The sequence below is a fragment of the Streptomyces sp. A0642 genome, from assembly GCF_004795105.1.
Classification (GTDB): Bacteria; Actinomycetota; Actinomycetes; order Streptomycetales; family Streptomycetaceae; genus Streptomyces.
In genome coordinates this window covers 521,023-547,754 of the sequence record NZ_SSBL01000003.1, presented here as the reverse complement: position 1 = coordinate 547,754, position 26,732 = coordinate 521,023, and the positions used below count along the sequence as shown (strand labels likewise).

At 68.3% G+C, this 26,732-nt stretch carries 22 protein-coding genes and 7 pseudogenes; 12 read left to right on the top strand and 17 right to left on the bottom strand.

Translation table 11 applies throughout. The features are described from left to right. The first annotated feature begins 155 nt into the window (after window positions 1-155). The 3 genes from E6R60_RS09485 (at window position 156) to E6R60_RS09475 (ending at window position 3,858) form a co-directional block, all read left to right on the top strand. Window positions 156-710 (top strand): aminoglycoside nucleotidyltransferase, encoded by a 555-nt coding sequence (locus E6R60_RS09485; protein ID WP_240802469.1) that lies wholly within the window; start codon window positions 156-158, stop codon window positions 708-710. Window positions 711-838: 128 nt separating this feature from the next. Continuing rightward, the gene (locus E6R60_RS37285) at window positions 839-1,243 is read left to right on the top strand and encodes a transposase family protein (protein ID WP_240802468.1); all 405 of its coding nucleotides are present in this window, start codon (window positions 839-841) and stop codon (window positions 1,241-1,243) included. Window positions 1,244-1,572: 329 nt separating this feature from the next. Further along, on the top strand, window positions 1,573-3,858 hold the full coding sequence (locus E6R60_RS09475) for a chitobiase/beta-hexosaminidase C-terminal domain-containing protein (RefSeq protein ID WP_206309358.1): 2,286 nt from the start codon (window positions 1,573-1,575) through the stop codon (window positions 3,856-3,858). Between the two features lie 994 nt (window positions 3,859-4,852). Here E6R60_RS09475 and E6R60_RS09465 read toward each other — a convergent pair. The 4 genes and pseudogenes from E6R60_RS09465 to E6R60_RS09450 form a co-directional block, all read right to left on the bottom strand. Continuing rightward, window positions 4,853-5,836 (bottom strand): GNAT family N-acetyltransferase, encoded by a 984-nt coding sequence (locus E6R60_RS09465; protein ID WP_136325974.1) that lies wholly within the window; start codon window positions 5,834-5,836, stop codon window positions 4,853-4,855. Window positions 5,837-5,878: 42 nt separating this feature from the next. Next, window positions 5,879-6,049: pseudogene (locus E6R60_RS37275) on the bottom strand (IS256 family transposase); the annotation flags it as partial. 2 nt (window positions 6,050-6,051) lie between these two features. Continuing rightward, a pseudogene (locus tag E6R60_RS09455) lies at window positions 6,052-6,156 on the bottom strand (hypothetical protein); the annotation flags it as partial. 258 nt (window positions 6,157-6,414) lie between these two features. Continuing rightward, window positions 6,415-6,788 (bottom strand): annotated as a pseudogene (locus E6R60_RS09450) (helix-turn-helix domain-containing protein). A gap of 74 nt (window positions 6,789-6,862) precedes the next feature. Here E6R60_RS09450 and E6R60_RS09445 point away from each other — a divergent pair. Further along, window positions 6,863-7,546, top strand: coding sequence for an NAD(P)-binding domain-containing protein (locus tag E6R60_RS09445; protein WP_136325973.1), 684 nt, complete (start codon window positions 6,863-6,865; stop codon window positions 7,544-7,546). 146 nt (window positions 7,547-7,692) lie between these two features. Here the strand turns inward: E6R60_RS09445 and E6R60_RS09440 are convergent. Continuing rightward, a pseudogene (locus E6R60_RS09440) lies at window positions 7,693-7,803 on the bottom strand (IS5/IS1182 family transposase); the annotation flags it as partial. 428 nt (window positions 7,804-8,231) lie between these two features. Here E6R60_RS09440 and E6R60_RS09435 point away from each other — a divergent pair. Then, window positions 8,232-9,245, top strand: coding sequence for a hypothetical protein (locus E6R60_RS09435; RefSeq protein ID WP_136325972.1), 1,014 nt, complete (start codon window positions 8,232-8,234; stop codon window positions 9,243-9,245). A gap of 94 nt (window positions 9,246-9,339) precedes the next feature. Here E6R60_RS09435 and E6R60_RS09430 read toward each other — a convergent pair whose 3' ends face one another. The 4 genes from E6R60_RS09430 to E6R60_RS37785 form a co-directional block, all read right to left on the bottom strand. Beyond that, window positions 9,340-9,831 (bottom strand): hypothetical protein, encoded by a 492-nt coding sequence (locus E6R60_RS09430; protein WP_136325971.1) that lies wholly within the window; start codon window positions 9,829-9,831, stop codon window positions 9,340-9,342. A gap of 30 nt (window positions 9,832-9,861) precedes the next feature. Then, window positions 9,862-10,752 carry an NmrA family NAD(P)-binding protein gene (locus E6R60_RS09425; protein WP_136325970.1) on the bottom strand — a complete coding sequence of 297 codons (891 nt, stop codon included), beginning with the start codon at window positions 10,750-10,752 and terminating at the stop codon, window positions 9,862-9,864. An 84-nt stretch (window positions 10,753-10,836) separates the two neighbouring features. Continuing rightward, the gene (locus E6R60_RS09420) at window positions 10,837-11,277 is read right to left on the bottom strand and encodes a MarR family transcriptional regulator (RefSeq protein ID WP_136325969.1); all 441 of its coding nucleotides are present in this window, start codon (window positions 11,275-11,277) and stop codon (window positions 10,837-10,839) included. Window positions 11,278-11,610: 333 nt separating this feature from the next. Next, window positions 11,611-11,733: a hypothetical protein gene (locus E6R60_RS37785; RefSeq protein WP_276613947.1), complete on the bottom strand. Its 123-nt coding sequence runs from the start codon at window positions 11,731-11,733 to the stop codon at window positions 11,611-11,613. Window positions 11,734-12,556: 823 nt separating this feature from the next. Here E6R60_RS37785 and E6R60_RS37780 point away from each other — a divergent pair. Further along, window positions 12,557-12,916 carry a contact-dependent growth inhibition system immunity protein gene (locus E6R60_RS37780; RefSeq protein WP_136325968.1) on the top strand — a complete coding sequence of 120 codons (360 nt, stop codon included), beginning with the start codon at window positions 12,557-12,559 and terminating at the stop codon, window positions 12,914-12,916. A gap of 10 nt (window positions 12,917-12,926) precedes the next feature. After that, window positions 12,927-13,687, top strand: a pseudogene (locus E6R60_RS09410) (GNAT family N-acetyltransferase). A 1,653-nt stretch (window positions 13,688-15,340) separates the two neighbouring features. Here E6R60_RS09410 and E6R60_RS09400 read toward each other — a convergent pair. Together E6R60_RS09400 and E6R60_RS09395 are read right to left on the bottom strand one after the other, a co-directional pair. Next, window positions 15,341-15,784 carry a carboxymuconolactone decarboxylase family protein gene (locus E6R60_RS09400; protein ID WP_136325967.1) on the bottom strand — a complete coding sequence of 148 codons (444 nt, stop codon included), beginning with the start codon at window positions 15,782-15,784 and terminating at the stop codon, window positions 15,341-15,343. Beyond that, entirely contained in the window at window positions 15,781-16,434 is a 654-nt protein-coding gene (locus E6R60_RS09395) for a class II aldolase/adducin family protein (RefSeq protein WP_136325966.1), read from the bottom strand. The genes E6R60_RS09400 and E6R60_RS09395 overlap by 4 nt, the downstream gene beginning before the upstream one ends. A 131-nt stretch (window positions 16,435-16,565) precedes the next feature. Between E6R60_RS09395 and E6R60_RS09390 the strand changes: the two genes are divergently transcribed. Further along, window positions 16,566-16,961: a MerR family transcriptional regulator gene (locus tag E6R60_RS09390; protein ID WP_136325965.1), complete on the top strand. Its 396-nt coding sequence runs from the start codon at window positions 16,566-16,568 to the stop codon at window positions 16,959-16,961. Window positions 16,962-17,351: 390 nt separating this feature from the next. Here E6R60_RS09390 and E6R60_RS09385 read toward each other — a convergent pair whose 3' ends face one another. Further along, complete coding sequence (locus E6R60_RS09385) at window positions 17,352-17,954, bottom strand: gamma carbonic anhydrase family protein (RefSeq protein ID WP_136325964.1); 603 nt, start codon at window positions 17,952-17,954, stop codon at window positions 17,352-17,354. A 432-nt stretch (window positions 17,955-18,386) separates the two neighbouring features. Between E6R60_RS09385 and E6R60_RS09380 the strand changes: the two genes are divergently transcribed. Beyond that, window positions 18,387-18,746 (top strand): hypothetical protein, encoded by a 360-nt coding sequence (locus E6R60_RS09380; RefSeq protein WP_206309357.1) that lies wholly within the window; start codon window positions 18,387-18,389, stop codon window positions 18,744-18,746. Between the two features lie 367 nt (window positions 18,747-19,113). On the opposite strand, the gene E6R60_RS09375 is transcribed toward E6R60_RS09380, so the two are convergent. Beyond that, window positions 19,114-19,884, bottom strand: coding sequence for an MBL fold metallo-hydrolase (locus E6R60_RS09375; RefSeq protein ID WP_136326039.1), 771 nt, complete (start codon window positions 19,882-19,884; stop codon window positions 19,114-19,116). Between the two features lie 160 nt (window positions 19,885-20,044). Next, window positions 20,045-20,290, bottom strand: a pseudogene (locus E6R60_RS09370) (IS5/IS1182 family transposase); the annotation flags it as partial. Between the two features lie 468 nt (window positions 20,291-20,758). Here E6R60_RS09370 and E6R60_RS09365 point away from each other — a divergent pair. The 3 genes and pseudogenes from E6R60_RS09365 (at window position 20,759) to E6R60_RS09355 (ending at window position 23,958) form a co-directional block, all read left to right on the top strand. Continuing rightward, window positions 20,759-21,556 carry an SDR family oxidoreductase gene (locus E6R60_RS09365; RefSeq protein ID WP_136325963.1) on the top strand — a complete coding sequence of 266 codons (798 nt, stop codon included), beginning with the start codon at window positions 20,759-20,761 and terminating at the stop codon, window positions 21,554-21,556. A gap of 589 nt (window positions 21,557-22,145) precedes the next feature. Beyond that, a pseudogene (locus tag E6R60_RS09360) lies at window positions 22,146-22,710 on the top strand (TetR-like C-terminal domain-containing protein). 69 nt (window positions 22,711-22,779) lie between these two features. Next, window positions 22,780-23,958, top strand: coding sequence for a GDSL-type esterase/lipase family protein (locus E6R60_RS09355; protein ID WP_136325962.1), 1,179 nt, complete (start codon window positions 22,780-22,782; stop codon window positions 23,956-23,958). A 307-nt stretch (window positions 23,959-24,265) separates the two neighbouring features. Here E6R60_RS09355 and E6R60_RS09350 read toward each other — a convergent pair whose 3' ends face one another. The 3 genes from E6R60_RS09350 to E6R60_RS09340 form a co-directional block, all read right to left on the bottom strand. Continuing rightward, complete coding sequence (locus E6R60_RS09350; protein ID WP_206309356.1) at window positions 24,266-25,069, bottom strand: NAD(P)-dependent oxidoreductase; 804 nt, start codon at window positions 25,067-25,069, stop codon at window positions 24,266-24,268. A 302-nt stretch (window positions 25,070-25,371) separates the two neighbouring features. Then, on the bottom strand, window positions 25,372-25,791 hold the full coding sequence (locus E6R60_RS09345; RefSeq protein WP_136325961.1) for a hypothetical protein: 420 nt from the start codon (window positions 25,789-25,791) through the stop codon (window positions 25,372-25,374). A gap of 64 nt (window positions 25,792-25,855) precedes the next feature. Then, window positions 25,856-26,731 (bottom strand): SigB/SigF/SigG family RNA polymerase sigma factor, encoded by an 876-nt coding sequence (locus tag E6R60_RS09340; protein ID WP_136325960.1) that lies wholly within the window; start codon window positions 26,729-26,731, stop codon window positions 25,856-25,858. Window position 26,732 lies beyond the last annotated feature (1 nt).

Here is a 26,732-nt window from a genome sequence, read left to right as displayed (position 1 = left end):
TCGCCTCATGGCCGGTTCGTGATCATCCGAGGCCGAGGAGCGCAAGGGGGCGGCGAAGGCCACGCGCCTACGCCGAAGCCCCACCCCGGGAACCCGGTCTGGTGAAGCTGCAATAATCGCTAGTTGCGAGGTCGGGCAGCCTCTACCTTCATGTGGTGAGCCAATATTCGATGTCAGCCAAGGATGCACTCGCGCTTCTGGAGCGGCTCCACGCCCACAACGTAGATGCGTGCGTGGGTGGCGGGTGGAGCGTGGATGCACTGCTCGGGAAGCAGACGAGAGAACATTCCGACCTTGATGTATGGGTGCCGGCCGCACATCTTGGCCCGCTGTTCGTTGCGTTCGGGGAAGCTGGCGTCGACCGGATTTTCCCGTGGCCTGGTGACAGGCCGTGGAACTTCGTCTTACACGACGGGGTACGGTTGCGGGTCGACTTGCACCTCTACGAACGGCTTGCGGACGGATCGCTGCACTACGGATCCGTGGTGGATGGCGATGTTTTTCCGGCCGAAGCACTCGCCGGTCGTGGTTCGATCGCCGGGACTTCGGTGCGCTGCGAGTCGGCTGAGTGGGCGGTGCGCTGCCATACGGGATACCCGGCTCGTGCCGTCGATCGCCACGATGTCCCATTGCTGTGCCAGCAGTTCGGTATCCCCCTGCCTGAGGGTTTCGAGCCGCTTGAGGAACATGTGCCCGAGCACCCAGCGTAGACGCAGGGTGACCTTCTCTTTCGGGCACACCTCCTCCCCCAGGGCTTCGACGTAGTCGACTGACGTCCGATCGCCCCCCGTCGGGTGGGGCGGGGCCCGGTACGAAGCAGGCACGGACGTCCGTGATCATGGATTTCTCCATGCTCTGTGATCTTGGGAAGCCGGTGCCTGCCGACGCGTCATCTCCGTTATCGCCCACGTTTGACCAGATCAGACTGCATCCCCAAGCCTTGTTCCGCGAGGTGCCCGGCCTGCTGGAGCGCCTGGCAGCGGTGCCGGACCCGCGTGATGCACGAGGAGTGCGCCCCTCGCTCGTGGCGATGCTCGCGCTGACAGCGTGCGCGGTGACGGCTGGTGCGAAGTCCCTGCTCGCGGTGAGACACCTCAGGGAGCCCGCGCCGATCCGGATGAAACCTGATTTTGTCGCCGCGCTCCCTCTCGTCCTGCATGGCTCTTCCGGAGCCGGCGATGTGGACCTCATCCGGTGCACCAGAGGCCAGGTTCAACCTTTCGTGAACCAACCACTCGCGTGATCGAACGTGGGTGCGATTCAGCCCAGTTGGTGTTCAAGAGTTGAAGCATGCGCTTCATCTTGACGGGTTGCCGTTGCCACTCAACACTGCCTTAACAGATCCAATGACTCACTGATCCGCAGATTGAGAGCGTTTTCAATAGGCCGATTCAAAGGTCTGTAGAGCTGGTAAGACGATCAACTCGCAGTTAGGCGACCGTCTTCACCCTTCCGCACTGACCCGGCGTTCACTTCACGAAACCAGGCGAAAGGACTCCCCCCATGCGCACGACCGTCCTCCCCGGCCGCATGAGGCCCCCGCCACGTCCGAACCAACGCGTCATCGCCCTATTGAGTGCACTCGTACTCGCGCTCGTCGGACTGCTCGGCCTCACCCAGACCGCCGCTCCCGCCTCGGCAGCCGCGCCCGACTACACCCAGAGCGTCACGGAACTGAGCGCGACGCAGGCGCAGATATCGTTCACACCCACCACAGCCGCGATCTACGTCGATGTGCACTACCTCGTCAACAGCGCCAACCAACAGAACGTCCGCATGACCAACCATGCGGGCACGTGGACACAGACCGTCGGCTCGCTGACCAACGGCACGGTCCTGGAGTACTGGTTCACTTACGAGAAGAGCGGGCCGCAGTACGACACGCCCCACTACACCTACACCCAGGGCAGTAGCGGCACCGGCACGGTCGCCACACCGACCTTCACTCCGGCGGCGGGCACCTACACATCGGCCCAGAGCGTGACGCTCGCCGACACGACTGCGGGCGCGACCATCCGCTACACCCGTGACGGCTCCACCCCCTCCGCCACGTCCACCCTCTACACCGCACCGATCAGCGTGACGGCCACCACCACCATCAAGGCCATCGCCATCAAATCCGGCCTCACCAACTCCGCCGTCGCCAGCGCGACCTACACGATCGGCACATCGGCCGGCTGCCCCACCCAGTCGGACCTACCCAACTTCGGCCCGAACGTTCACATCTACGACCCGTCCATGCCCAGTGCCACCATCCAGGCCCAACTCGACGCACAGTTCACCCAGATGAAGGACACCACCACCGCGCAGTTCAGCGAGAACCGGGTGGCGCAGCTCTTCAAGCCGGGTACGTACGCCGTCGACGACAACGTCGGCTTCTACACGTCGGTGGCCGGTCTCGGGCAGAACCCGGGCGACGTGACGATCAACGGACACGTCACCGTAGACGCCTTCAATGCCTCCGACGCGGGCAATGCGACGCAGAACTTCTGGCGCTCGGCCGAGAACCTGGCCATCAACCCGGTCGGGGGGAACCGTTGGGCCGTGGCCCAGGCGGCCCCGTTCCGCCGGATCGACGTTCACGGCGATCTGCAGCTCTACCCGGCCAGTTACGGCTGGGCCAGTGGCGGCTACGTCGCCGACACCAAGGTCAGCGGCCAGGCGGCGTCCATCTCGCAGCAGCAGTGGTACACCCGGGACAGCAACTTGGGCAGCTGGGCCGGCGGCGTGTGGAACATGGTCTTCTCCGGCACCACCGGTGCTCCCGCGAACACCTTCCCCGACCCGCCCGAGACCACCCTGGCCACCACTCCCGTCTCCCGTGACGTGCCGTACCTGTACGTCGACGGCGCCGGAAAGTACCGCGTGTTCCTTCCGTCGCTGCGGACCAACGCCTCCGGGGCGAGCTGGGCGAACGGCAGCACTGCCGGCACTTCGCAGCCGATGAGCCAGTTCTACGTGGTCAAGGCCGGCGACACCGCCGCGACCATCAACAACGCGCTCTCCCAGGGCTGCAACCTGTTCGTCACCCCGGGCGTCTACCACCTGAACCAGACACTGAACATCACCCGGGCCAACACCGTCGTCCTCGGCATCGGCTACCCGACCTTCGTCCCGGACAACGGCGTCAACGCGATCCAGGTCGCCGACGTGGACGGAGTCCGGCTCAAGGGCCTGCTGATCGACGCCGGCACCACCAACTCAGCGGCGCTCCTGACTGTCGGCCCGGCCGGATCGTCCGCCACCCACGCGGGCAACCCGACGACCATCCAGGACGTGTTCTTCCGGATCGGCGGCCAGATCGCCGGCAAGGCGACGACCAGCCTGATCGTCAACAGCAACAACACGATCATCGACCATATCTGGGCCTGGCGAGCCGACCACGGCAACCCGGGAACCATCGGCTGGACGACCAACACGGCGGACACCGGCGTGATCGTCAACGGCAGCAGCGTCCTGGCGACCGGTCTCTTCGTCGAGCACTACCAGAAGCACGAGGTCGTCTGGAACGGTCAGAACGGCAAGACGATCTTCTTCCAGAACGAGATGCCGTACGACGTGCCCAACCAGGCCGCGTGGATGAGCGCGGCAGGGGTCAACGGGTACCCCGCCTACAAGGTGGGCGCGGGCGTTACCACCCACGAGGCGTGGGGGCTCGGCAGCTACTGCTACTTCAACGTCAATCCGGCGGTGAACGGCTACCACGCCTTCGAGGTGCCCAATACCCCGGGCGTGAAGTTCCACGACGCTCTGACCGTCTCACTCGGCGGAATGGGCACCATCACCCACGTCATCAACGACACGGGGGCGGTCACCGCCTCGAACACCACTCCCAGCAATGTGGTCGCCTTCCCTTGAGGCGATGACCTGACGTCGTGAAAGCCGGTCCGGGGCTCCTCGCGGTTGCGAGGGGCCCCGAGCAGCACTCCCACCCATTTTCCCGTTACGGCCACGTATTCGTACTCCCGGGTGGAATCGGCACCGCAGGGGAAGTGACGTGGCAGAGCCGGACTCAGATCGGCCGGCTCGACCTGGCATCCACCAACGCCGCCAGCGCTATCAGGGGCGTACGCAGCCGGCGTCGGTGGAGGCTGGAGCGGCAGGTACCACTTTCGGCTCCCCCGTCAGCGAGACCGCTCTGGTGGAGGCGTAGGGCGAACGGGTTCCCGGGGGCGCGTGACTGGACGTGCATGACCGCTCGCCCGCACGCGCCCGATCGCTCGCCCCTGCGGAGCCGGGCCGGCGGAGTACGGGCACGCGAGGGCCCGTACTCCGCCACCGGTCTTCTCGTCACCTCTGCGGCGGCGGCTGTCCCTTGCCGGCCCGACGGCAGTCGCAGGTATCGTGCCCGCTGAGCGGGATCGGTCGCACCCCAGGACGTCCTTCCCGTCCCCGGCGACCTCCACGTTCCGGGCGTCCAGCGCTCTCAGCGGCTCCGGCAGCACCATCGAAGCAAGGGCGGGGCGCAGGGCCGCCGGGCCGTCCGCGGCACCCGGCCGGCCCTTGTTGCGGCGGACCCCCTCGTCACTGCCGAAGCAGGCCAAGGCTGTCTCGCCGGGCTCCGCCCGTTCGGGGTCGAGAGGCACGGCGTGGTGCCGGCGCAGGTCCTCGGAACCAGGACCGTCCTCCCGGCCGGTCCACGCAGCGGGCGCGGTGTCCGTGCGGACATCGACCTCCTGGTCGGACAGGACGTACCTCATGCCGCGCCCTCCTCCGTCGCGGTTTCCTTCATCGGGATGCGCACACCACGCTCCCTGGCGACCGACGTGACGTGCTCGTACCCGGCGTCCACGTGCCGGATGGAGGATTGCCAAATTCTGTGGACTGACCCGACAGCCCAATGGGCGGTCGATCAGGCAAGCGGCTTGCGGTAACGGACGTACTCGTTGCGCCGCCGGAATCCCACACTCTCGTAAAGGTCGTAGGACCGGTGTGGATTTGCCGTGCCCGTGAACAGCCGAGCGGTCGTTGCACCCTGCTCGCGAAGGCTCCACAGCCCGTCCAGCAGCAGGACCCGGCCGATTCCGAGGCGTCGCTGGTCCGTCCGCACACTCAGCTCTTCCACCTCGCCCACGGTGTGGTCGTGACGGCGGATGGAGCACAGGGCGACCCCGACCATGTCCTGCCCGTTCCAGGCAGCCCTCCAGCATGCCGGGTCGGCGGTGTCGACGAAGTCCTGGAAAGGCCATCTCTGAGTGAAACCGCGGTCCGCGTACGAATCGACGACCGTCCTCCAGGCTGCACGGTAGTGGCTTGTCCCGATCGGCCCTGTCCGTATCCCGGCTGGCAGCTCGCTGCCCGGCTCGGGCACCTGCTGCAGATCGCCCAGCTCCAGCTCGACCAGGCTGAAGACATGTCGGTAGCCGGCTGCGCACAGAAGTGCCGTGGCGTCGTGCTCGGAGGCCATGGCGTTCGCGCCGATCACTGCCGTCCGCGCCGTTCCGTGCTGTTTGACGAGCTGGCGGATCCGTTCTTCGGCCCATCTGAGCATGGCTGAGCCGATGCCCTGGCCGCGATGCTCGGGCAAGAGGTAGCCGCGATGCAGGTACAGCCACGTGTCGTCCCGCTCTTGCCACCACCGGATCGTCGCGTAGCCGACGACGCTCTCCTCGAGCACCACCAGGATCTGGTTCTTGGACGGCTCCTCCAACTGGGCAGAAGCTTCGGCGATCTCGGCCGCTGTCGGGAGCCCTTCCACTACCGAATGGACATCGACCCGGTCCCGTTCAACACACCCCAGCCGCACTGCGGCCATGGCACCGTGGTCTTCGTCGCCGCGATACGGCCGGAACCCGAGGCCGACCGGAAGGTCCTGTCTCGCCGTGCCATCCAACATGACCGGATGTTCTCGAACTTCGAGGCAGGTCCGCCACCCTGTTCACGCCGCGGTCGTCTGCGACCGTTCAAGGAGCTGGCCACGTTCAAAGCGGGGCCCAGCGCGGACGAGGGCAACGAGGTGGGGTGCATGCACGGCTCGCCAGGGGGCCCGAGCGGACTCGACGAGCTTGAAGACCATCGCCAGGGCGGCGGCCCGGGATCCGGCGCCCTCACGTTGAAGCGCAGACCGGACCGGTGACACTCGCCGTAACCGAGCCAGCAGATGCGTGCGGGCAGTCCTTCGGACGCCACCTGCTCACCGGCCATCTTCAGCCAGCGGACAGGGTCCTGGGCGGCCGCGGCTGCGACCACGCCAGGCACCGCCGCCTGGTCCGGGGGCTCGGTGTCAGGTCGCTGATCACCCGCCGCGGCATCGAGAAGAAATCCGCGCTGGGCTCCCAACGCGGGTTACTGGAGCGCGCGTTCGCCCGTCTGCACTGGTTCCGCTGCCTGCGGATCCGCGGGGAGGTCCGCGCCGACATCCACATAACCTCCCTCACCCTTGGCTGAGCACTCATCTGCTGGCGCCGTCTGTGATCACTCAGAGGAGGACTGGAGGGTGGCAGCACAGCCGGCTTCCTGGGCGGCCATGAGCTCATCGCCATGCTCGAAAGCCCATGCTCCGACAGCGTCAATGGGGGCCAGCAAGGTGCGCCCCAGAGAAGTGAGTCGATACTCAACGCGCGGCGGTGCCCGGAGTACGACTGCCGCTCCACCAATCCGTGGGACTGCAACCGCCGCAGCGTCTGAGTGAGGACCTTGGAGCTGATTCCCCCGATCTGTGGGCGTAGTTCGACCGGGCGTCTGGGACCGTCGCGCAGTGCCCAGAGCACGACGGCGTTCCAGGTATGGGACAGAAGGTCGAAAGCCAGGCGGGCACGGCAGTCGGCGAGGAAGGCGTCGGTCGTCACGTACCAAATGGTGCCCCACGGGCGCTCTAGCGTCATTGCGATCGGTCCAAGCAAATCCTGGGAGGAAATACGTGATGAGAATCGGCGTACTGGGCACGGGCAACATGGCGGGCGCGCTCGCCACCCACTGGGTGCGGGCCGGGCACGACGTGGTCATTGGCGGGCGGGACGTGCGTAAGACGGAGCGGCTCGCGACACGCCTCGGGAGCAACGCGAAGCCTGCCAGTCTGCGTGCGGCGGCCGAGTTCGGCCAAGTGGTGCTTGCCGCGCTGCCTTTCGGCGCGGGGGCGAGCGTGGTGCGGGAACTGCGGGCGGTCCTGGACGGCAAGGTACTGATCGACTGTTCCAATCCTGTCGGTCCGGGCTTCCAGCTACTGACACAGAGCGGCCTCTCGGCCGCACAGCAACTGGCCGCGGCGGCCCCGGGAACTCATGTGGTCAAGGCGTTCAATCTCTGCCACGAGGACGTGTGGCGCATGACGCCGCCCATCTTCGACGAGCGGCCCCTGGCAGTTCCGGTCTGTGGAGACGACGAAACGGCCCTCACGCTCGTACGCCAGTTGGTGCGGCATGTCGGCTGCGAACCCGTGGCGGGCGGCGGTCTCGAACGAGCCGGACTCCTGGAAGCGACCGCCGCGCTCTTCATCGGGCTCTGGGTCGGCGAGGGAGCCGACGCCCAGGCGATCGCGCCCCCGCTGGCCTACGCCACCGGACCCAGACGGGAGGAGCCAGAAGAGACCGCGAGGGCGCTTCGTTGAAAGGTTCTAACGGCCCCGCGCATGGTGGGGGCGAGGGGGCGTTGAGGTTATGGTCGGCGTTTCTGGTGCTCGTCACAGGGAGCCATTGTGAAGCACGGCCACCCATCCGGACGATCAGCGCAAAGCCGCCTCCGCCCGTTCAGACTTCACTTGGTGAGTCGGCGATCGTCGATCAGGCTCGCGGCAATGGCGGTGAAGGCGAGCAAGTGCTCAGGCTTGCGCTCGTAACGTCGGTGCAGCCGGCGGCAGCCGCTCAGCGTCCCCGGCCTGCCGACCTCCGCCTCCTTGCGGACGTTACATCCAGCACACAGACAAGCTGGATGAAGCCAACCTCGCAGAGGTCATCGATGGAGAGCACGAGCCGATCCGACTCCTCGTCCCCAGGCCGGTGATCGACGAACTGGACGGGCTGAAGCACGCCAACAAACAGCATGCGCGCTGCGGACGGGCTGCTGGCCTCAAAGTGTGCAAACTAAGGCAGGACCCTGGGGAAGAGCCCACGCAGACCCAGAAGTAACCGGGGCGGGCTACGCGTCGCCCCCGAAAGCGGTCGGTGACGCCGCTGAACATGCGGGGCCGTCTTTCGGGTCTTGCCGGGGGTCGCACGCCCTGGGCCGGCCGGCCAGAACCTGTCCGGGTGGGCCGGGCGGAACGTGCTGTCGGAGGCGTCGGCTAGGGTGCGCGGATGATATTCGGACGTGGACGGTTTCCAGCCGCTGTAGGGGCCTTCGAGACGGCTGTACAGGCCCAGGACGCTGATGCGGCGGAGCGTTCCTTCGCGCGGCTGACGCGAGGTTTCGACAAGGCGGCGGACGCAGACCTGCGGGCGGCGGGGCCTCGGCTTGCCGCTCTGCTCGGGCAGGTTCCGCCCGGCCCGCGAGCGGTCGTGGCCGTACTGATCGGGGCGTGCGTGGAGCGGGGTGCCGACCCCCTGGCTTGCACGCCTGCCCTGTTCGCGAGCGCCCTGGACGCCTTCGAGCACGCTGCCGTCTTCTGCGAGCGGTGGGCGGCTGCGGGCCGCGGCGAGGTGCCGGACCACGAGGGCGCGGGCCTGGATGAGGCCGACTTCGAGCGGATCGGCTTCGAGCCCGTCATGGCCTGGCAGGCGCTCCCACAGTTCGAGATGGCCTGCGTGGCCATGCTCAATTCCCCGCAGGTGCGCCGAGAGGTCCGCGGCCGTGAGGGGTTGGCGGCCGCCGTGAGGCGGGTTGCGGACCTGTCGGGCGAGCCGTTCAAGTGCCTCGCCTATGCGCTTGCCGTCCTTGACGACGAGCAGCTGATCGCACTTGACCGCGTCAGTGGGGCCGGCTTTGCGCTGCGCGTCTCCGGGGTCGGCGACAACTTTCAGCTGCACACGCTCCTGGCCGACGCCCTGATCGGCCGGGGCCTCGTAGAGGGTCAGGCACCGTCGGCGCAGGCCGTCGCCTGCTGCCGCGACCAGCCCGGGATGGTGCCAACCACCGGCTCCTTCAATCTGGTCGGCGCCGACGGCGAGTGGATCTGGAACGAAGGAAAGCCGGCGGACATCCCCGTCGTGGACGGCGTCCGGCTCGTGGTCCTCGACCCGCCCGCGTACCAGAGGAACTGGCCCGCCGGCCGCTTCTTCCCCGGCATGACCGGCGAGCTCGTGTACGACCACGCACTCGCACCGGAGGAGTCGGCCGCCCTGCTCGCCCGAGTGGCCGAGCCCATCGGATGAGGTGGCGGCGGCGCTGAGCAATGGCGCGGTGATGCAGACCTGCTCACCTGTTCCTCACCCTGCGGCGCCTGCACCGCGGACGGAGCCGACGAGGTCAAGTGGCTGCTCCCAGGGTGACGTTCCCGACGCTGCGGGCGAAGATCACGTACAGGGGGTGCCGGCGATGCTCAGAGGTTGCATCCCGAGGTCGTACACCCCCCATGAAGATGGGACCGGTCCGGTGCCCCTCACCGGTGGCGGTGACGGTGACGGTGACGCAAACATCTATCGCCGCAGCAGCGCCGGATCCGGTGCGCCCCACCCCGATGGCCGCGCCGGGCGTCGGGGCGCTGAGCTTGACCGCGCCTGTCCACAGCCGCAGCCGCCGGGCGAACGGGCCGAGCGCCGGCAGCGTCCAGACGCCGTGGTCGTCGCCGACCGACCCCCACTCGCCTTCCTCGAAGGCCGAGTTGTGGTCCTGCGCCCGCTGGTGGCACTCGCGAGTCAGCCACTGGCGTACGGTCGCCTCGCTCGCGGTGTCGTTCGCCGCCAGGTCGTCCGTGCCGCCTGTGCGTTGCCGTGCCCAGAGCACCGAAACCGTGGGCACGATCGCGGGGCGTTCATCGCGGCCGGAGGCTCAGGAACCAGCCACGTTCGTGGGTGCGGTCCAGCTGGTGGCTCGGATCCACTCGGCCAGGTCCAGGGTGGCCGGCTCGATCGAGCGCACCACCGCGAGGTCCGAAGGGTATTCCGCCGCCTCCGCGAACTCGCGGAACATCGCCTTGTCGAGGTCGTTGCGAAGCACGCTCAACGGGAGGGCCTCATACCGTGCCGGAAGCCCGGCACGCGCGCCGAACGCCGCGGCGATCTGGGGGCCCGTCAATTCGTCGCCGACGAGCTCGACAGCTCCGCCGGGCGCCTCCGCGGTGTCGAGCAGGAGCGCGGCGGCGACCCGGCCGATGTCCCTGAGCGAGATCATCTTCAGCGGGACGTTCTCCGGCAGCGGCAGCCTCAGCACGATCTCCCCCTGCTCCAGGCTCGGTGCCATCACGCTCGTGAAGTTCTCCATGAAGGCGGTCGCGCGAACCATCGTGGCCCTGAGGCCCGACTTCTTCAGCTGCTCCTCGATCGAGTGCTTCGAGTCGTGGTGCGGCACACCCGACTCCCGGTCCGCTCCGAAGACCGAGTTGAACACGACGTGCGGGACGCCCGCCTCGACCGCCGCGTCGACGAGCGCGGTGCCGATGCGGATCTCCGCCTCGACCTCTTCGAGGCTGTTCGCCTCCGGGGTCATGAAGTAGAACCCCTCGACCGTCGCCAGCGCGGCGGCCAGTGACGCCGGGTCGTCGGCCCGGATGGCCGCCAGCTCGACGCCGCGAGCGGCCAGCACCTGAGCCCGGTCGGACTGCGGATTGCGGACCAAGGCCCGCACCCGCGCCTTGCGGTCCAGCAGCGCGTCGACTACCGCCCCGCCCTGTTGCCCCGTCGCGCCGAAGACTGCGATCGTGCCGGTCGTCTGTGTGCTCATCGCTGCCACCCTTCACTAGTTCACGCCATGAACGAAATTAGTTCACGGCATGAACATCGTCAAGGGCGCGGGTGCAGCGGGACCTCACGCTGTGTCGGGTTGGTTCGAGGTGGGCGGAGAGAGGTCCGAGGTGTCCACGATGGCGGTGGCCACGCGCTCGAAGTCGCGCTGGTCGTCGGCGTCGAGGTTCCTCGCGATCTCGGGCAGGCGCTTGGCGACCTCGGCGTAAACGGCCTCGGCGAGCACCTTCCCCGTGGGAGTCGCACTGAGCATGACGACCCGTCGGTCCTGCGCCGAGCCTGCCCGGCCGACCAGCTCGCGCCGCGCGGTGCGATCGACCAGCTGGCTCAATGCGTTCTTCGTCATACCCAACGACGCGGCGAGGTCAGCCATCCGCCGCGGCTCGTTCCTGACGGCGCAGAGCAGCGTGGCCTGCGAGGGGGTGAGGTCGAACTCGGCGCAGACCTGCGCGTACTTGCGTTGAATCACAACCGAGAGCCAGAAGAGCTTGTCGCCATAGTCCACGCCGACCTCCCGGTCCGATTACGAACGATCAGCCTACTCGTCGCGGGCGGGCGGACCACGCCCCTCACCAGTCGATGCGCACCTCTCCTGCCAGTGCGTGATCACCTTGTTCACGTTCACGCGGTTGCGGGCCAGGCCTTCCACCGCGCCCGAACCCACGGGTCCGCCGTAGGTCGTGTTCGATGCGCAGGCTGCCATACGAGTAACCCCGCCAGACCGGCAGCCGACAGAGCCCCCATGTGCAGGAGCGCAACATCGTGCCCAGTCGCCGGAACGGCCCTGGCCCTCGCGGCTCAGCCCGATGACCCGTGCCGGTCGCAGGCCGATACGGGGTCACCGCGGCAGAAGGAAGGTGGTGATGATGGTGCCGAGCGGCCCGCAGAGGGCAGCGTTGGCGGCATCGGGTTCCGTCAGGCGCAGGCTGAGGACCGGGATGTGCTGGGCGTAGGTGGCCATGGTGGCGCGTAGTTCTTCTCGCTCGGCTGCGTGGCGGGAGCGCAGTTCGCGCTCGGTTCTTTTGAGACGAGTGATCTCCGCGGCGAGGACGGTCTGCGGGCGGGGCCCGGCGGGTGCCTTGAACAGGGGCGTGATGCTCTTTGCCAGGGGCGAGCGGTAGTAGCCGGCGCTGGAGATGCCGGTTGCGGCGGCTCCGATGGCGACGCGGCGGAACGCCCCCGCGTCGACGGGGACGGCCCAACGAGGCGGTCTTGGCTACGGAGATGCGCGGAACCCCTGCGTCGTCGTGGAGGACGTCTGACCGCGACGCGACGGCGCCGCTCCCGCCTTCGGGCAGGAGGGGCGCCGTCACGTCGTGTGGAGGGCTTCGAGTACTGCTGGCACATTCCGTACGCGAGGCGGACTGACCGCAGCCCTCGCATGAGAGCAGGGCGCAGCAACGTGTCCGGCGCTGTTCAATCGTCCCCAAACGGGGCCGGCCCGCTCCCCTGGATCTGCACGTTTCCCGACCCGGCCTCACCAGACACGGCAATGAACTCACCCTCACGCCGACCTGGAAGGCGCAGAGTCGCAGGCCCGTCGTCGAACCAGTCGACGGCAGGGTCGGCTTCGAGCGAGCCGCCCCATGACCGCAAACCGCGGTTGACGTGGATGGCGAGGTCTGCGGTTACGGGGACCTCGTCGCAGCCGATGAGCGCGACGGCGGGGCCTTGGTACGTAGTCATGCAAGGCCGTGTGCCCGCCGACTCTGACACCGAACGTGGAAGACCCGCAGTAGCACGTCGATAGGGCGGGGGGAGCCTCCCGCCGGTCGAAACAGGCAGTGGGCGCCCAGCCAAGCCATCGGGACGTACGGCTGACGTGGGTGAGGCATCCGGCTGCGTCAGCCGACGACACTCGGCTTGTCACTACTGCTCACGCCTTGCGGCGTCGGACGATCGGCGAGCTGACCGTCGAGGACATGCGCTTGTTGATCGGACCGTCCTCGTCCTTCACCGCGCGTCAGCCTGAGGTAGGACAGAGCTGGTTCGCGTCCAGGGGGCAACCGCGTAGAAGTCGCGATGTGGCCCCTCCGCCACCAAGGGGGAGCGCCGCCCCGGAATCTGTCCGGGAGGGGGCCGGCCGTCCTCAGCGTGGACCTGACCTGCTCGAGCCGAGGTGGGAAAGCCGGGACAGCCCTTAGGCTCCCCTTCATGCCGACCTCAGAACTGCAGCGGATCAACTCCTTCCTGTCGGCCTTCGCCCGCCGCCAGGCCGCGCACCTCGTCGACCTCCCAGGCGGGTTCGCCGTCTATGACAGCGCCTTCGCTCATTCCCGCGCGAACAACCAGGTCGTCATCGACAACGTCGTCGACTCCGATGCCCTGCCCGCCCTCGCGGAGGAGGCGCTGGGCATCTGCCTCACCGACTGATCTCCGTTCTTGACGACGAAGCCGGAATGGCGTGCGCAGAGCCGCTGATACGGGCCGGGTACACCCACTCCACCTACCTGGTCATGCTCCATGCGGGCCCCGTGCCGGCAGGAGGGGCCGCGGAGGAGGTGGACCTCGACGCGATACGTATCCCCCTCACGCGGCGATGGCGGGACCTTCTTCCCGACGTCGACGACGAGGTCCTACGCCATCTCGTCGACCGACGCGAGGCTCGCCGCCGAGGGGCCGACATTGTCCACTTCCTCGGCGCCCGCACGGAGGAGGGCGAGGTCGCCTCATGGGCCTACCTCTATCTGGACCCGGCAACCGGCATAGCCCATATCGAGGACCTGATCACGTCGGAGGCCCACCTCAGGCGCGGTTACGCCGACGCCGTCCTGACCACCGCCTTGCGTCTGGCCGCCGACAAGGACTGCGATACCCGGTTTCTGACCGCTGACGCGGCGGACTGGCCTCGGCACTGGTACGAGCGCCGAGGCTTCTCCGTCATCAGCCGCTCCCACTGCTTCGAACGGGGCTGATGGAGAGACGTCCTGCACCGCCGGGCTGCACTCGTCCCGTCGACGACCCGCGTGGCGGCGTCCTCGTTGACACCGACCAGGAGGAGGCGGCCCGTGGCGTCGGTGCGACCGCGCTGGTCGCCTCCTCGGACGGTGACCCTGGCAAGGGGCTTGCCGTCAGGTTTCAAGACGCGCCCGCTCAACGCTGTCTTTCCCGGCGGGGCCCGCAGCCACTGCCCTGCCCGGCGGGGCCCGTAGCCGCGAGGCGAGCCTTGGGCCCGTCTGCGCGGCCGGTGACCCAGCTGCGACCCTTGAGGTTCGCCGTGCCCGGCTGCCCTGTGCCCGCGGCGGTGGGCACGAGGCCTGATGCGAAGTGCTGAGTGCTCTTGACCTCGGCCGAATCGCTGGTATCCGAGAAGGGCTTGGCAGCAGTCGTGGAAGGTGCAGCTGCGAGGCTGGTGGTCAAGCCGAGCTTATGGGTGCCGGTCTCATCGAGGCCGGTTTCACGGTCAGGGAGTAGGGGGCACAGGCGGACAGCGCCGACAGCGCTCAGGTCACCGTGGTGGCGCCTTCCCGCCAGCTATCGACGTCGCAGACCCATTCGTGGATGCGCGTTCCGCCGTCACCGAGCAAGTTGTCGGAACGGGAATCGGGGACGGCCTATCCGGGGCCCCGCGGCGGCGCGAATCCCATCGGATCCGATGGCGGATGATGACAGGGTTTGCTGACAGCTGGGGTCGGATGCGACCACCACAACGGGGGCATGACCCACCTGGTCTCCAAGCGAGGCCGACCGGCCGGCAGTCGACCGGCCGCCAGAACCTCTCCTGGACGAGGCCGGAATCGAGGACCTGGTCGTTTTCGAGGAACAAGCCGGCACCTCCAGCCGCCTCCACCCGCTGGAACGGCCGAAGTTCGGCGAGCTGTCGCCCAACGCGCGACACCGTGCGACTCTGCGGCACCGGAAGTAGCAATTCCAGCGACGCCGCGCAGCTGCCTCAGGCGGCGCTCCGCTACAAGCACGCCTGCTGGTACGCGGACCAGGTCCTGCGCTGCCTCCACGCATACGACCAGGCCGGCGGCCAGTCCGGCGCTACCGGCGGCGGCCCCGTGCCGGTCGCCTTCGCGCTGCCCGGCCCCCCGGCCGCATACCGGGCAGCGCGACCGCCTTCGCGTATCCCGATCCGACCGGCGGACGCGGCCTGACCGGGGCAACAGCGCACGGGCACCAGAAGATCCACAACAAGTGGCCGCGTCGCTGGCAGGGCGGCATCGACTCCAGACTCCGAGGGCTGAGGGCGGCGAACACCCGCTCGGCCTCGCCCGCGACTACACCCCCGACACCCTTGGCACTCGTGCCTCCAGCGTCGCCCTGTCTCAGGGCTGGGGCCCGGAGCATGGCTACGGACGAACGCCAGCACCCTGCATGTGCGGTACGTGATCTGGCAGGACCGGAGCTGGGACATCAACCGCCTCGAGGACCAGTGATGGGGCCAGCCGTACGCACACGGGCTCGACGCCCCTCGCTCCCTCAGGGGCAGGCACTGCGACCACGTCACCTCCACAGACTGCACTGAGCTGGCGGTCAGGAGCGGAAGCGGCGCCGACAACTGGTACTCCGTCCCCGACGGCATCTGTGACCCACGCTGCCCGGCCGCCCCATCACCAGCCATGTCAGCGAGCTTCGGTGGACGCCAGGAGACCGACGACGATCTCCGTTCCCAAGGCGTAGGCCGGCACACCCGAAGTGATGAGGGCGGTCTCGGCGACTCCGATGAGTTCGGCGACGGTGGCGCCCGCGTGGAGCGCGCCCCGGGCGTGAATCCTGGCGGGGTGTTCCCGACCGAGGGACATGAGTTGCCCGTAGTGGACGAGCTGCTGCACGCGGGCGCCCAGCGGATTGTCTGTCAGTACGATGTGCCGCAGCGCCGCGAGTGCCTCTTCGGTGGGGAGCCGGTCGAAGTCCCGCGCCAGGCGCAGCCGGTCCTGCACACCGCCCGGAACGCCTCCGAGGGTGGAGTGGTAGCGGGCACGTACGGCCTCGGTGCGCCGGGTGAAGGCGTCGTCGGTCGTCGCGTCGCCGGCCGTCGCCGCGATCGTCGTCGCGTCGTCGGTCATGACGCGACCCGGGCGATCGAGGCCCGTACGGCGGCCAGGGCGCCCTCGGGGAAATCCACGGCCCCGCCGATCGCCGCCGCAGCGATCTCCGCCTCGGCGCTCTCCTCGATGGCCACCACCAGGTGGGCGGTCGCCGTCGAGTCCGGACCGAACACGAGCAGTCCGTGGTTGGCCAGCAGGGCCGCCGAGGTCGTGGGACGTTGCTCCAGGATGTCGACGATGCCCCGGACGGATACGTCGGACCCGCGTGGCCCCCACGGGACTACCGGCACCTCCTCGGGCTGTCCGAAGCGCAGCATCGGCTCGGTGCGGCACGGCAGCGGCCGGTGCGCGACGGCGAACGCCGTCGCGGAGGGCGAGTGGGTGTGGATGATGGCGCCCACGTGCGGGCGGGCGCGGTAGACGGCGCTGTGCATGGCGATGATCTCGGTGCTGACCGACCGTAGCTCCCCGTCCAGGAGCCGCCCGTCGAGGCTGACGACCGCAAGGTCGCCGGGGCGGAGGCCGCGAACGAATCCCGGCGTCAGCAGGAAGCTTTCGGCGTCGAGTCGGGCGCTGAGGTTGGCATGCCCCGAGTGGGACATCACCCCCGCCGTGAAGAGGGCCTCCGCCGCCGCGACCAGATCGTTCGCCGCCTGTGTAGTTGCCATCCGGCACCTCCGAAGTCCGCTGCCGGCGGCTCTCGATCGCCGCCGTGCTCGCACGACCCACTCTTCAACTTAAACTCAGGTTGAAGTCAAGCGGCCGACAGCCGGACCGCGGGAACGGCAGGAGCGGCTACGTGCGCATAACCATCGGACAGCTCGCGGAGATCACCGGAGTACCGGCGTCGGCCATCCGGTTCTGGGAACGCCACGGCCTGCTGCCCGAGCCCGAGCGCCAGGGCGGGCAGCGGCGCTACCCGCCGGAGGCCGCACAGCGGATTTTGATGCTGCGCACGTGCCAGCAGTCGGGGCTGACCCTGGCGGAGATCGGCGAGTTCCAGGAGGACCAACCGCGCAGGCAGGCGATGATCCGCGCCAAGATCGCCGAGGTGGAGCAGCGGATGATCGACCTCGACCACGCCCACCAGCTCCTCGTCCACGCCCTGCAGTGCGGCGAGAAGGACATCGTCGGCTGCACCAAGTTCCGGGAGCAGATGGCCGCCTGGGAGACCTCCGCCCCGACCTCCCCGTAGTCCCCGGCCCACGAGGTGTCCGTAGGCACCTGAGCCGGGGTCCGGTCCCCGGTATGAACGAGTTCTGGCCCGACCCTCGAACCAGTGGTCGACGGCTCGTCCCTGCTGGGCTCGCCCGCCTCGTTTTCCGCGACCTGTCGGCAGGGGCAGGCAGCACATCGTCGGACTCCCGTCCCCGTTCTCTTGAGAGGTCTTCATCCACGCGCTCAGAAAGGGCGGCCCGTGGCTGCGCACCGAGGGGAGGCCGCCAGCGGTGCGCTCCGCAGGACATTCGGCTGGTTCGCCGTCATGACCGTCGGGCCTGACCCGCGGCAACGGCCCCGATCACGAAGTGGGGTCCCCGCCTCCTGGAGTACCCCCGACACACCCATGCAGACGACGGAGCGGGGCTCACATCCGGTGGTCGTCGCGGTGGCGGCCGAGGCTGCGGCCGAAGCGTTCGGAGATGGCCGGCATCAGGCTCTGGCCTTCGCCGGGCCGATCCAGGCCGAAGACATAACCCGGGAAGTCGAGCTCCTTCTGCACGTCCCAGATCCCCTGATGGTCCTCCGGCGGGAGGATGCGCGCCGGATCGCCGACGGCGACCCAGCCGATCGGCACCATCGAATCGGCCGGCAGGACCGTGCGCAGATGGACGATGCCGTTGATCCGGACCTCGGAGCGTGTCCCGATCCGTGCCCCGTTGAAGACTCGGCTGCCGGTGGCCAGGAAGACCTCGTCCTCGACCTGGCAGCCCGTCAGGTAGGAGGTGGGGCCCACCAGAACCTGCCGCCCCAGGGCCAGCGGATCCCGCCGGGTGCCACGCAGGACCGCGTTCTCCATGACGATGCAGCCCTCACCCAGCTCCACCGGCCCGCCCTCGGCGGTGAGCACCGCACCGAACAGCACCCGGCACCCGGCCCCCACGCGCACGTCCCCGCACAGCGTGGCGGTGGGAGCGACATAGGCCGTGGGGTCGACGGAGGGCGAACAGCCCTCATGAGCGAGAAGCATGGCCGCGATCAGCCGTCCTTTCATAGGCTTGCCGGAGCCCACAACGTACAGGCATGAGGTCGTGGCGCTGGTCGACTCGTCGACCGGCGTGGGCGAACTAAGGGCTGTCCCGCGATTCCCGGTGGATCAGCGCGCGGCGTCAGATGCGGTGCATCGCAAGGCGGAGAGACGCCCGCATACTGGTGTAGTCGGGAGTTTCGACAACGCGGCGAGGTGCCTTAGCTGTCGTCGCGCGCCCGCCGGGAATCGCGGGACAGCCCTTAGGCACACTGCCCGGCGGTCAGCATGGCGGAGAGCCGCGCCCGCAGCTCGCCAGTGAACTGCCCGGCGCATTGCCATCAGGGGATCAGGACCCCAGGGCGGCTGAGTTCGCGGTGCCGGTATCGTCCCGTCTCCCGGCCTGCCGTACCGACGGCCTATGTTCAGAGAGCGATGCAGATGACCAGGCAGCAAGCAACGACGACCCTGTGGCGCCCCACCGGTCCCAAGGAGCTGGATCTCGTTCGGGAGCTGAACTGGCGTGCCTGGCCGCCCCGGCTGCCCGAGCAGCCGATTTTCTACCCGGTCCTCAACGAGGACTACGCGGTCAGGATCGCGCGGGACTGGAACGTGAAGCACGACGGCGCCGGCTTCGTCACCCGTTTCGAGGTCGAGTCGGAGTTCTTGAGCCGGTATCCCGTCCAACAGGCCGGCGGGCAGACGATCCTCGAGCTCTGGGTCCCGGCCGAGGAACTGGACGACTTCAACGCCCACATGGTCGGCGAGATCCAATTGGTCCACGAGTTCCGCTGACACGCGGACTCAGCCCGGTGAACGGGGAGTCCACGAGGACTCCGAAGCCAGATCACACCAGCCACACCAATGATCATTTCAGTCGCCGACAGGTCTCCTCGCGCGACCGGATCCCGTGTCCCTCGGCACGGAGCCGGGCCGAGGGCCGACGGTGTCCGCCCCAGAATCCGCTTGTCCGAGACGCACTCCTGCCTCCTCCTGACCTGAAGGGCGTCCGCGTCGACAGCCCCAAGGAACCGATCGCGATCGCCGATCCGATGCTCGTGGACGGCGACGGTGCCATGAAATTGCGGAGGGCCCTGGCAGAAGTGTTTCCGCAGGCCAGGGACCAAGGTGTGGGGGTCGAACGGCCCCAGGCAGTCGTGGCCTAACCGATCGAGAACGAAGCACCGGGTGCGGCATAGTCGACGGGACCGTCGAACCGCGCCGAGGCGCGTGCCACCGCCTGTTGCGGGGTGAGGAAACGGCCGACGTGGGTGACGATCAACCGCCCCGCCCGGGCCGCGCCGGCCGTGTCGCCGGTGTCTTCGGGCGTGTGGTGCACCTGCTCGCCCTCGGCCGGTAGCTGGTCACTCTCAGCCTCGCACAGCAGCACATCGCATGCCTCGGCCAGCCGTGTGAGGTTCGCGCACGGTGCTGTGTCCCCGGAGTAGACCAGCGATCGGCCCTCGACCTCGATGCGCACGGCGAAGGCCGGGATGCCGTGCGCCACTGCCCGGCTGGTCATCCTCAGTGCGCCGACGCGCGCTTGATGCCCGTCATCCAGCTCGTGGACGGCGAAGGCGGACTCGACCGGGCTGCGCGTCGAGGTGTTGGTGAGGAAGTGAGCCAGCCGGTCAGCGATGCCCGGCGGCCCGTACAGGGGGATGGGCGTGGCACGTTGTGTGTCCGCGAAGAGCACCGCGTAGTAGGCGGTGAGCAGGTCCGCGCTGTGATCGGCGTGCAGGTGCGAGATCCAGATCGCGTCCAGCGCATCGAGCCGGACATGCCGCTGCAGCGCCGCCAGCGTCCCGCTGCCCGCATCCACCCAGACCCGAGTGCCACCGCCGGAAACCAGATAGCCGGAGCAAGGGTTGTCCACGCTCGCATAGGGCGTCGCACGCCCCAGGACGGTGAGACGGAGGAGATCGCTGGTCATCCACAGGTATGGGCAATGACTCGGGCTTTCATGGCCCTGATTGAGGAGCTTCTCTCCGAACACGGGACAGACGGGTGCCGGAAGCGCTGGGGCTACGAGCTTCCCGCCCTGGAATGGAAGACGACGCTCCAGGCAGCGCACAGCTCCCGCTGACCCGCGCCTATGCTCGCGTCCAGATCAGGATAGTGAGGTGGAGTGCGCCCTCGTAGGCGATCGCGAGCTTGTCCGTTCGCATGGCCAAGCCGCCCCACTGCGTGAGGCGGTTGATGCATCGTTCGACCGCGTTGCGCAGCTTGTACGTCTCGGCGTCGAGAGCGGGCGGTCATCCGTCGGCCCGGCCGCGACGAAGGCGGTGACCGGCTCGGTCGGCGGGCTGAGCGATGACGGCACATATTCCGCGTCGGCGGCCCGTACCGCAGCTGACCGGAGGCTGACCGCACCCGTCGGACCCCCGGTGGGCACGCACGGCTCAGCGCGGTCCGGACCGTGTGGGTGAGGGCCGGGGCGACCGCGGATCAGCCGAGGTGAGGCCCGGGTTACCAGCGGCCGAGGTCCTGCGGAGGCGTTCCCGCCACTGAATCGGTGTGCGTCTGCAAGGCCGGGGCGTGGGCCCCGCGCGAGGACCTGGTCATCGGCACGGCAGGTGAAGCGGCAGAGCAGGACGCCGGCACCACCGGCCAGGTCCAACTGTCTGTGGCCCGGGCCGGTGGTAGCGGGCCAAGGACGGTGGCTCACCAGGAGGGGAAAATCCGGCATCCACAGTCTGGGGGCCTCGTGGCGGCCGGGGCTGCGCATTTCAAGGGGAATGAATGAGCATGGCAGGGCCCGCGAAAATCGAGTGACGCGCCATGGGCGGACCGCCAGGATGAGGATCATGACTGGGGAGACGCGCGTGGGATGGCGGCAGGACGCGGGAGAGGCCGTGCGCCCGCTTGCCTTGGTCACGGGGGCGGGACGTTCGGCGGGGATCGCGGCGTCCGTCGTTCTGAATCTGGCCCGGGCAGGTTGGGACGTGGCCTTCACGTACTGGACTCCGTATGACGCACGGATGCAGTGGGGCAGGGAGCCTGGCGCGCCCGAAGGGCTGCGGCAGGAGGTGGCGTCCCACGGGGCGAGAACGCTCGCGGTCGAGGCGGACCTGAGCGACCCGGCGGTGCCGGCTCAGCTCTTCGACAACGTCGAGCGGGAGCTGGGGAATGTCACCGCGTTGGTGCTCTGCCATTGCGAGTCGGTTGACTCCGGTTTGCTGGACACCACGGTGGAGAGCTTCGACCTCCATTTCGCGGTCAACGCGCGGGCAACGTGGCTGCTGATCCGGGAGTACGGGCTGCGATTCCGCGGGCGGCACGGAAGCGGGCGGATCATCAGCCTGACCAGCGACCACACCGTCGGCAACCTGCCCTACGGCGCGAGCAAGGGGGCTATGGACCGGATCACGCTGGCCGCCGCCCGCGAGCTCGCCCATCTGGGAGTGACCTGTAACGCGATCAACCCCGGGCCGACTGACACCGGTTGGATGGCCGAAGATCAAAAGGCAGACATGATCCGCTTCACGCCCCTGGGACGCCTCGGCGTGCCGCAGGACTGCGCGAATCTGGTCACGTTCCTCTGCTCGGCAGAGGGCGGATGGATCAACGCCCAGCTTCTCCAGAGCAATGGCGGTCTCGGGTAGCTGCGCGCAGATCTCGACGAGCAGGAAGCTGCGTGGACTGGTCGCGTTGCACGGCCCGGGGGTACCTGGCGGCGCACCAGCCACCTGCCCACGCCACAGGCGTCGGCTGATGAGCGTCCCTGACACCGGGGTCCATGGCGCCGAGTGGACTGGATGCCCGGAGGTGGCCCGCATGCGCCCCCTCCCTCCGGCTTTGACGCTGGACGATTCGGTGCGCTCGCCGTAGGAGATGGCAACCGAGCGCAGGTCTCAGCCACTGGGTGAGCTGAGTGTGGGGTGTCCGCTCGCGGCGCTGACGCGAAGCCCTCGCCGGTCGGGACGCGATCTCGGGTCGGGCTGGATCTCCTCGACCGACTCGCTGGTCGCCCAGCGGCAGAGCGCCAGGTGCGGCATGCCATCGGTGACGACCGGCGCCCGAACGCCGCGCTTGCCCGCTTGCCCTCTTGCCCCTCGGGAGAGCGCCGTCCAGTTCTTCCACGGCCGACTCCCGGCTGCTCTCGCACCCCGCACGCTAACCAGCTAGGCTTCTACCTATAACCTATAGGTAGATCACATGGACATGTAGGCACGTGGGGAGGTGATAGAGGCTATGGTCCAGACGGGCCTGAGCCCGGAGCGGCTGACGCTCGCTGGTGCGGAACTCGACGATGAGGCCGGTTTCGACCAAGTGACTCTGTCCGCGCCGGCCCGGCGTTTCCACGTGAAGCAGGCAGCCCGTATGCGCACCTGAAGAGTTCCCGTGACCTGAGGACTCCGAGTGCGCTTTTCGCGTGGGAGGAACTCGCTGACCGCGGGGCGCCGACGCCGTGGCCGGGGGCGGGCAAGGACGCTCTGACGGCGTTCGCGAATGCCTACCCGGCGTACGCCCGCGCGCACGCCGGGGCGGTACGCAGCAGCCCGGGCTCGACCCGCAGACCGCCCCGGCCGGCACAGGTATCCGCCACGCGCAGATGACACGGGCGATTCCTCGCGGCTACGAGCTGGCTGAGCCGGACCAGACGCACGCGGTCCGCATGCTCGGCAGCGTCTTCCATGGCCATGCCGCTCTGGAAGCAGCCGGCGCTTTCAACCCCACGGACATCGCTGCGCAGCCGTCCTCGGCCTGGACGCCGGACGGCCTCGACACCGGCGTGCGAAGCCGGTCCGCTCTCTGACCGGCCCACGCCTTGCGCGCCGGCCTCGCCATACCGACACTCCACCCCCGAATCAGAAGGCTTGAGGCAATGAGCACCGAACGGAACCGGATCGTCACACCCCTCACCGAGGACTTCCTGCGGGGGCACCTCGACATTGAAGAGACAGCTGACGGCCTGCTGCCGCACCGACTGCCGGCCTGGGCGCGCCGCCAGATTCCCGACGACCTGCTGACCGTGGCCGAGGCCCAACCCTCAGGTGTGCGGCTCGTGTTCCGTACCAGCGCCACCAGCATCGACCTGGAAACCCGGCCCACCAAGCGTGTCTACGCCGGCTTCCCGCCACCGCCGGACGGCGTCTATGACCTCCTGGTCGACGGCCTCCTCACCGCCCGGACGACAGTGGACGGCGGGAACCTGCGCACGATCACCGACATGCGGACCCAGATCGCGGAATTCACCCCGGGCCCCTCCGGAACCGCTCACTTCACCGACCTGCCCGCGGGCGAGAAGGACATCGAGGTCTGGCTCCCGCACGCGGAGATCACCGAGGTCATCTCGCTGCGCACCGACGCCCCTGTCGAGCCGGCCCCGAAGAGCGGGCGCCGGGTGTGGCTCCACCACGGCAGCTCCATCAGCCAGGGATCGAACGCGGTTTTCCCGAGCACCATCTGGCCTGCCCTGGCCGCCTCCGCAGGCGGTGTGGAGCTGATCAACCTTGGATTCGGCGGGAGCGCAATGGTCGATCCGTTCACCGCCCGCGCGATGCGCGACACACCCGCTAACCTGATCAGCCTCAAGCTCGGCATCAACGTCGTCAACAGCGACGCCATGCGCCTGCGTGCCTTCGTTCCCGCCGTTCATGGCTTCCTCGACACCATCCGGGAGGGCCACCCCACGACCCCACTGCTTCTGGTCTCCCCCCTCCTGTGTCCGACTCACGAGAACACTCCCGGACCTCTGATGCCGGACCTTTCCAGCGGAACCCTGAAGTTCAAGGCCACCGGTGATCCGGCGGAGACCGCCGCCGGGCGGCTGACACTCGCGATCGTCCGCGACGTGCTTGCCGGCATCGTCGAACAGCGGTCCGCCGGGGACCCCCACCTCCACTACCTCGACGGGCTCAGCCTCTACGGCGCGAGCGAGCACGACCAGTTCCCCCTGCCGGACGCGATCCACCCGAGCCCCGAAGGCCACCGTCGTATCGGCGAGAACTTCGCCAAGCTCGTCTTCGCGCACGACGGGCCCTTCGCCCTCGCGACCAGCTGAGCCGGATCTCCCTCCGCGGTGGGGAGAGCCACACGGCGGGCTCCCCCACCGTGGCGCTGCGCAGGCGAAGAGGACTCGGCCACATATCCGGAGGCTGCACCCTTGATGCGCTTGGAGGCGGACATCGCCCGCATACCGGGGAATGCGGCCGACCTCATGTCGGCGTTCGCGTGAAAGTGCACAACCTGGTACGGGTGAACATGCACCGTGCGTGGTGCACCACAACACCGGCACCGCACGATGGTCAGCCCGATCGGCCACGCGCGCCCGATCGCGTGGAGGGTGTCGCTGATGGGTGGCCGAATGGTCAGGACCGGAGGTGCGGGAGGGTGAACTCGGGCAGGGCGTAGGAGCCGGCCTGGGGTGCTGCCGGGTCGGTCGGGAGGTCGGCTCCGGCAATGTCGACAGCGTAGAGTTCGGCGTTGTCGACGGGTGTGTAGTCCAGTACCGCCGGATCAGGGATTTCCCAGAAACGGCGGGTGTTGGCGGAGACGGCGTACACGGTGGCGAAGCGGGTGGAGGTGGGGGCGGTCAGCGCGGCCCGAATGTATCCGACGGCGTCGCGCGGGCTGAGCCACGTCGCCAGGTGCCGAGGCTCGGTCGGGACGGATTCGAAGCTGCCGATGCGCAGGGAGATGACGGACAGGTCGAACTTGTCGGCGTAGAGCTGGCCGAGGACCTCGATGGCTGCCTTGCTCACCCCGTACAGGCCGTCAGGCCGTGCGGGTTCCTGCGACCTCGTGAGATGCCCGACGGGGTAGAAGCCGGTCACGCGGTTGCTGCTGGCCAGCACTACCCGCTCGGTGCCTAAACGTCGTGCCGCCTCCAGGACGTGGTGGGTGCCGAGCACATTGGCGTCGAGGAGATCCGTGAGCGGCGCTTCGTCCGGCACGCCGCCCAGATGGACCACCTGATCAGCGCCCGCGAGTGCCGATTCCACGGCGTCCGCGTCGCGTAGGTCGATGGTATGCACGTCCTCGTTGCCAGCCTCCGGCCGCAGCGGCACCCGGTCGAGCAGGATCACACGCGTCGCTTCACCTCGAAGCGCCTTGCGCACGACGGACCCGATGTTCCCCGCCGCGCCCGTCACCGCCACCGTCCCCAGACGCACTACGCCTCCCCGGGTGATCTCGTCTTCCGCATCCTCGTCGCTGAACTTCCACCGATCAAGCAGCGGCCCGCGAAGACAAACGGCCCCCAGCGATCACCATGGCCAAGTATCAGCAACAGCCCGAAAATGCTCAAGGGCTTTGTGTACGTTGAGCTGTACCTACCGGTGCACGTTCAGGTGTACGCCGACACCTCACTCCTCGGCTTCGTCCCTGCTGCTTCTCGGGAACCGCGCCCGTCGCTTTCTGGTGGACCTGGAAACCGGCAGTGTGCCGTGTATACGGCGGTATCAGCCCTCGCCCGCTATTCCGGCTTGCCCAGCGACCAGCCGGATATGTCCGCGAGTCGGCCACGCCACAACGGCATGATCACACCGGCGGATCCGGTGGCATCGCGCAGATGGATCCACTGTGGCAGCTCTTGCGGCCCTTGCTGTCCCTGTGTGTCGATGACGGCCTGGTCGACCAGCTCCGGGAAGCGCTCCAGCAGCTGGGCGCCGGACCCCTCAACCCTGCGCATGCTGTGCGCCCAGCCCGCTGTCCATGCCTGGTGGGAGATCAGGTCCCCGTAGAGGAAGCCGCCACCGAGCGTGAGTGTGATGGGCAGTGCGGCCTGTGGGTCCTGCCCGATCAGCCGTATCAGCATCTGCAGTTGGATGTCCGGGACCGGCTCGGTGACGACAGGGCCGGACGGCCGGGGCGTGGGATCCTGCTCGGCATTCATGACGGATGCCCCCTTTTCAGTGCTGTGTGCGGGTGTGGGTGGGCCAGGGCGGACAAGAGGGCTGTCACGCGGGCAGGAGGCCGGTGTGAAGCTTGGCGAGGATGCGCGTGAGCAGGCGGGAGATCTGCATCTGTGACACGTTCAGCCGGTGGCCGATCTCTGCTTGGGTCATCTCCTTGCCGAAACGCAGCTCGATGATGGTCCGCTCCCGCTCATCGAGCTGTTGCAGGAGAGGACCGAGCGTGTGCAGGTCTTCGAAGAGTTCCAGGGCCGGATCGACCGTGCCCAGGGTATCCGCGTACTTCTGGCCACCGCCGCTGGAATCCTCGTCGCCGCCCGGGGTCTCGATGGTTCCGGCGACGTAGCCGTTCGCGGCGACCATGCCCTCGATGACTTCGTCCTCGCTCAGGTCCAGGTGGGCGGCGAGTTCCTTCACTGTGGGGGTGCGGCCCAGTTCGGTGACGAGGGTTTCCTTGCTCCTGGCGAGGGTGACGCGCAGTTCCTGCAGACGCCGGGGGACGTGCACCGCCCAGGTGGTGTCGCGGAAGAATCGTTTGATCTCGCCGACGATGCAGGGGACGGCGAAGGTGGCGAACTCGACCTCACGAGAGAGATCGAACCGGTCGATCGCTTTGATCAGCCCGATGGTGCCGACCTGGACGATGTCCTCCATGTCGGCGCTGCCTCGGTTACGGAACCGGCGCGCGGCGAACTGAACCAGGGACAGATTCATTTCGATGAGGGTGTTGCGTGCGTACTGGTACTCCCGCGTGCCCTCTTCCACTACCTGGAGCTGGTCGAAGAACAGCTTCGACAGGGCCCGGGCGTCCTGGGGAGCTACCTTTCCCGCGTCTTCGATCCACGGCAGTTCACCGGCCTTCTGCGTCACCACCGTCTCGCTCCGCCCGGTGTCCGTGGTAGGCGCAGAAGCAGCTGCCATG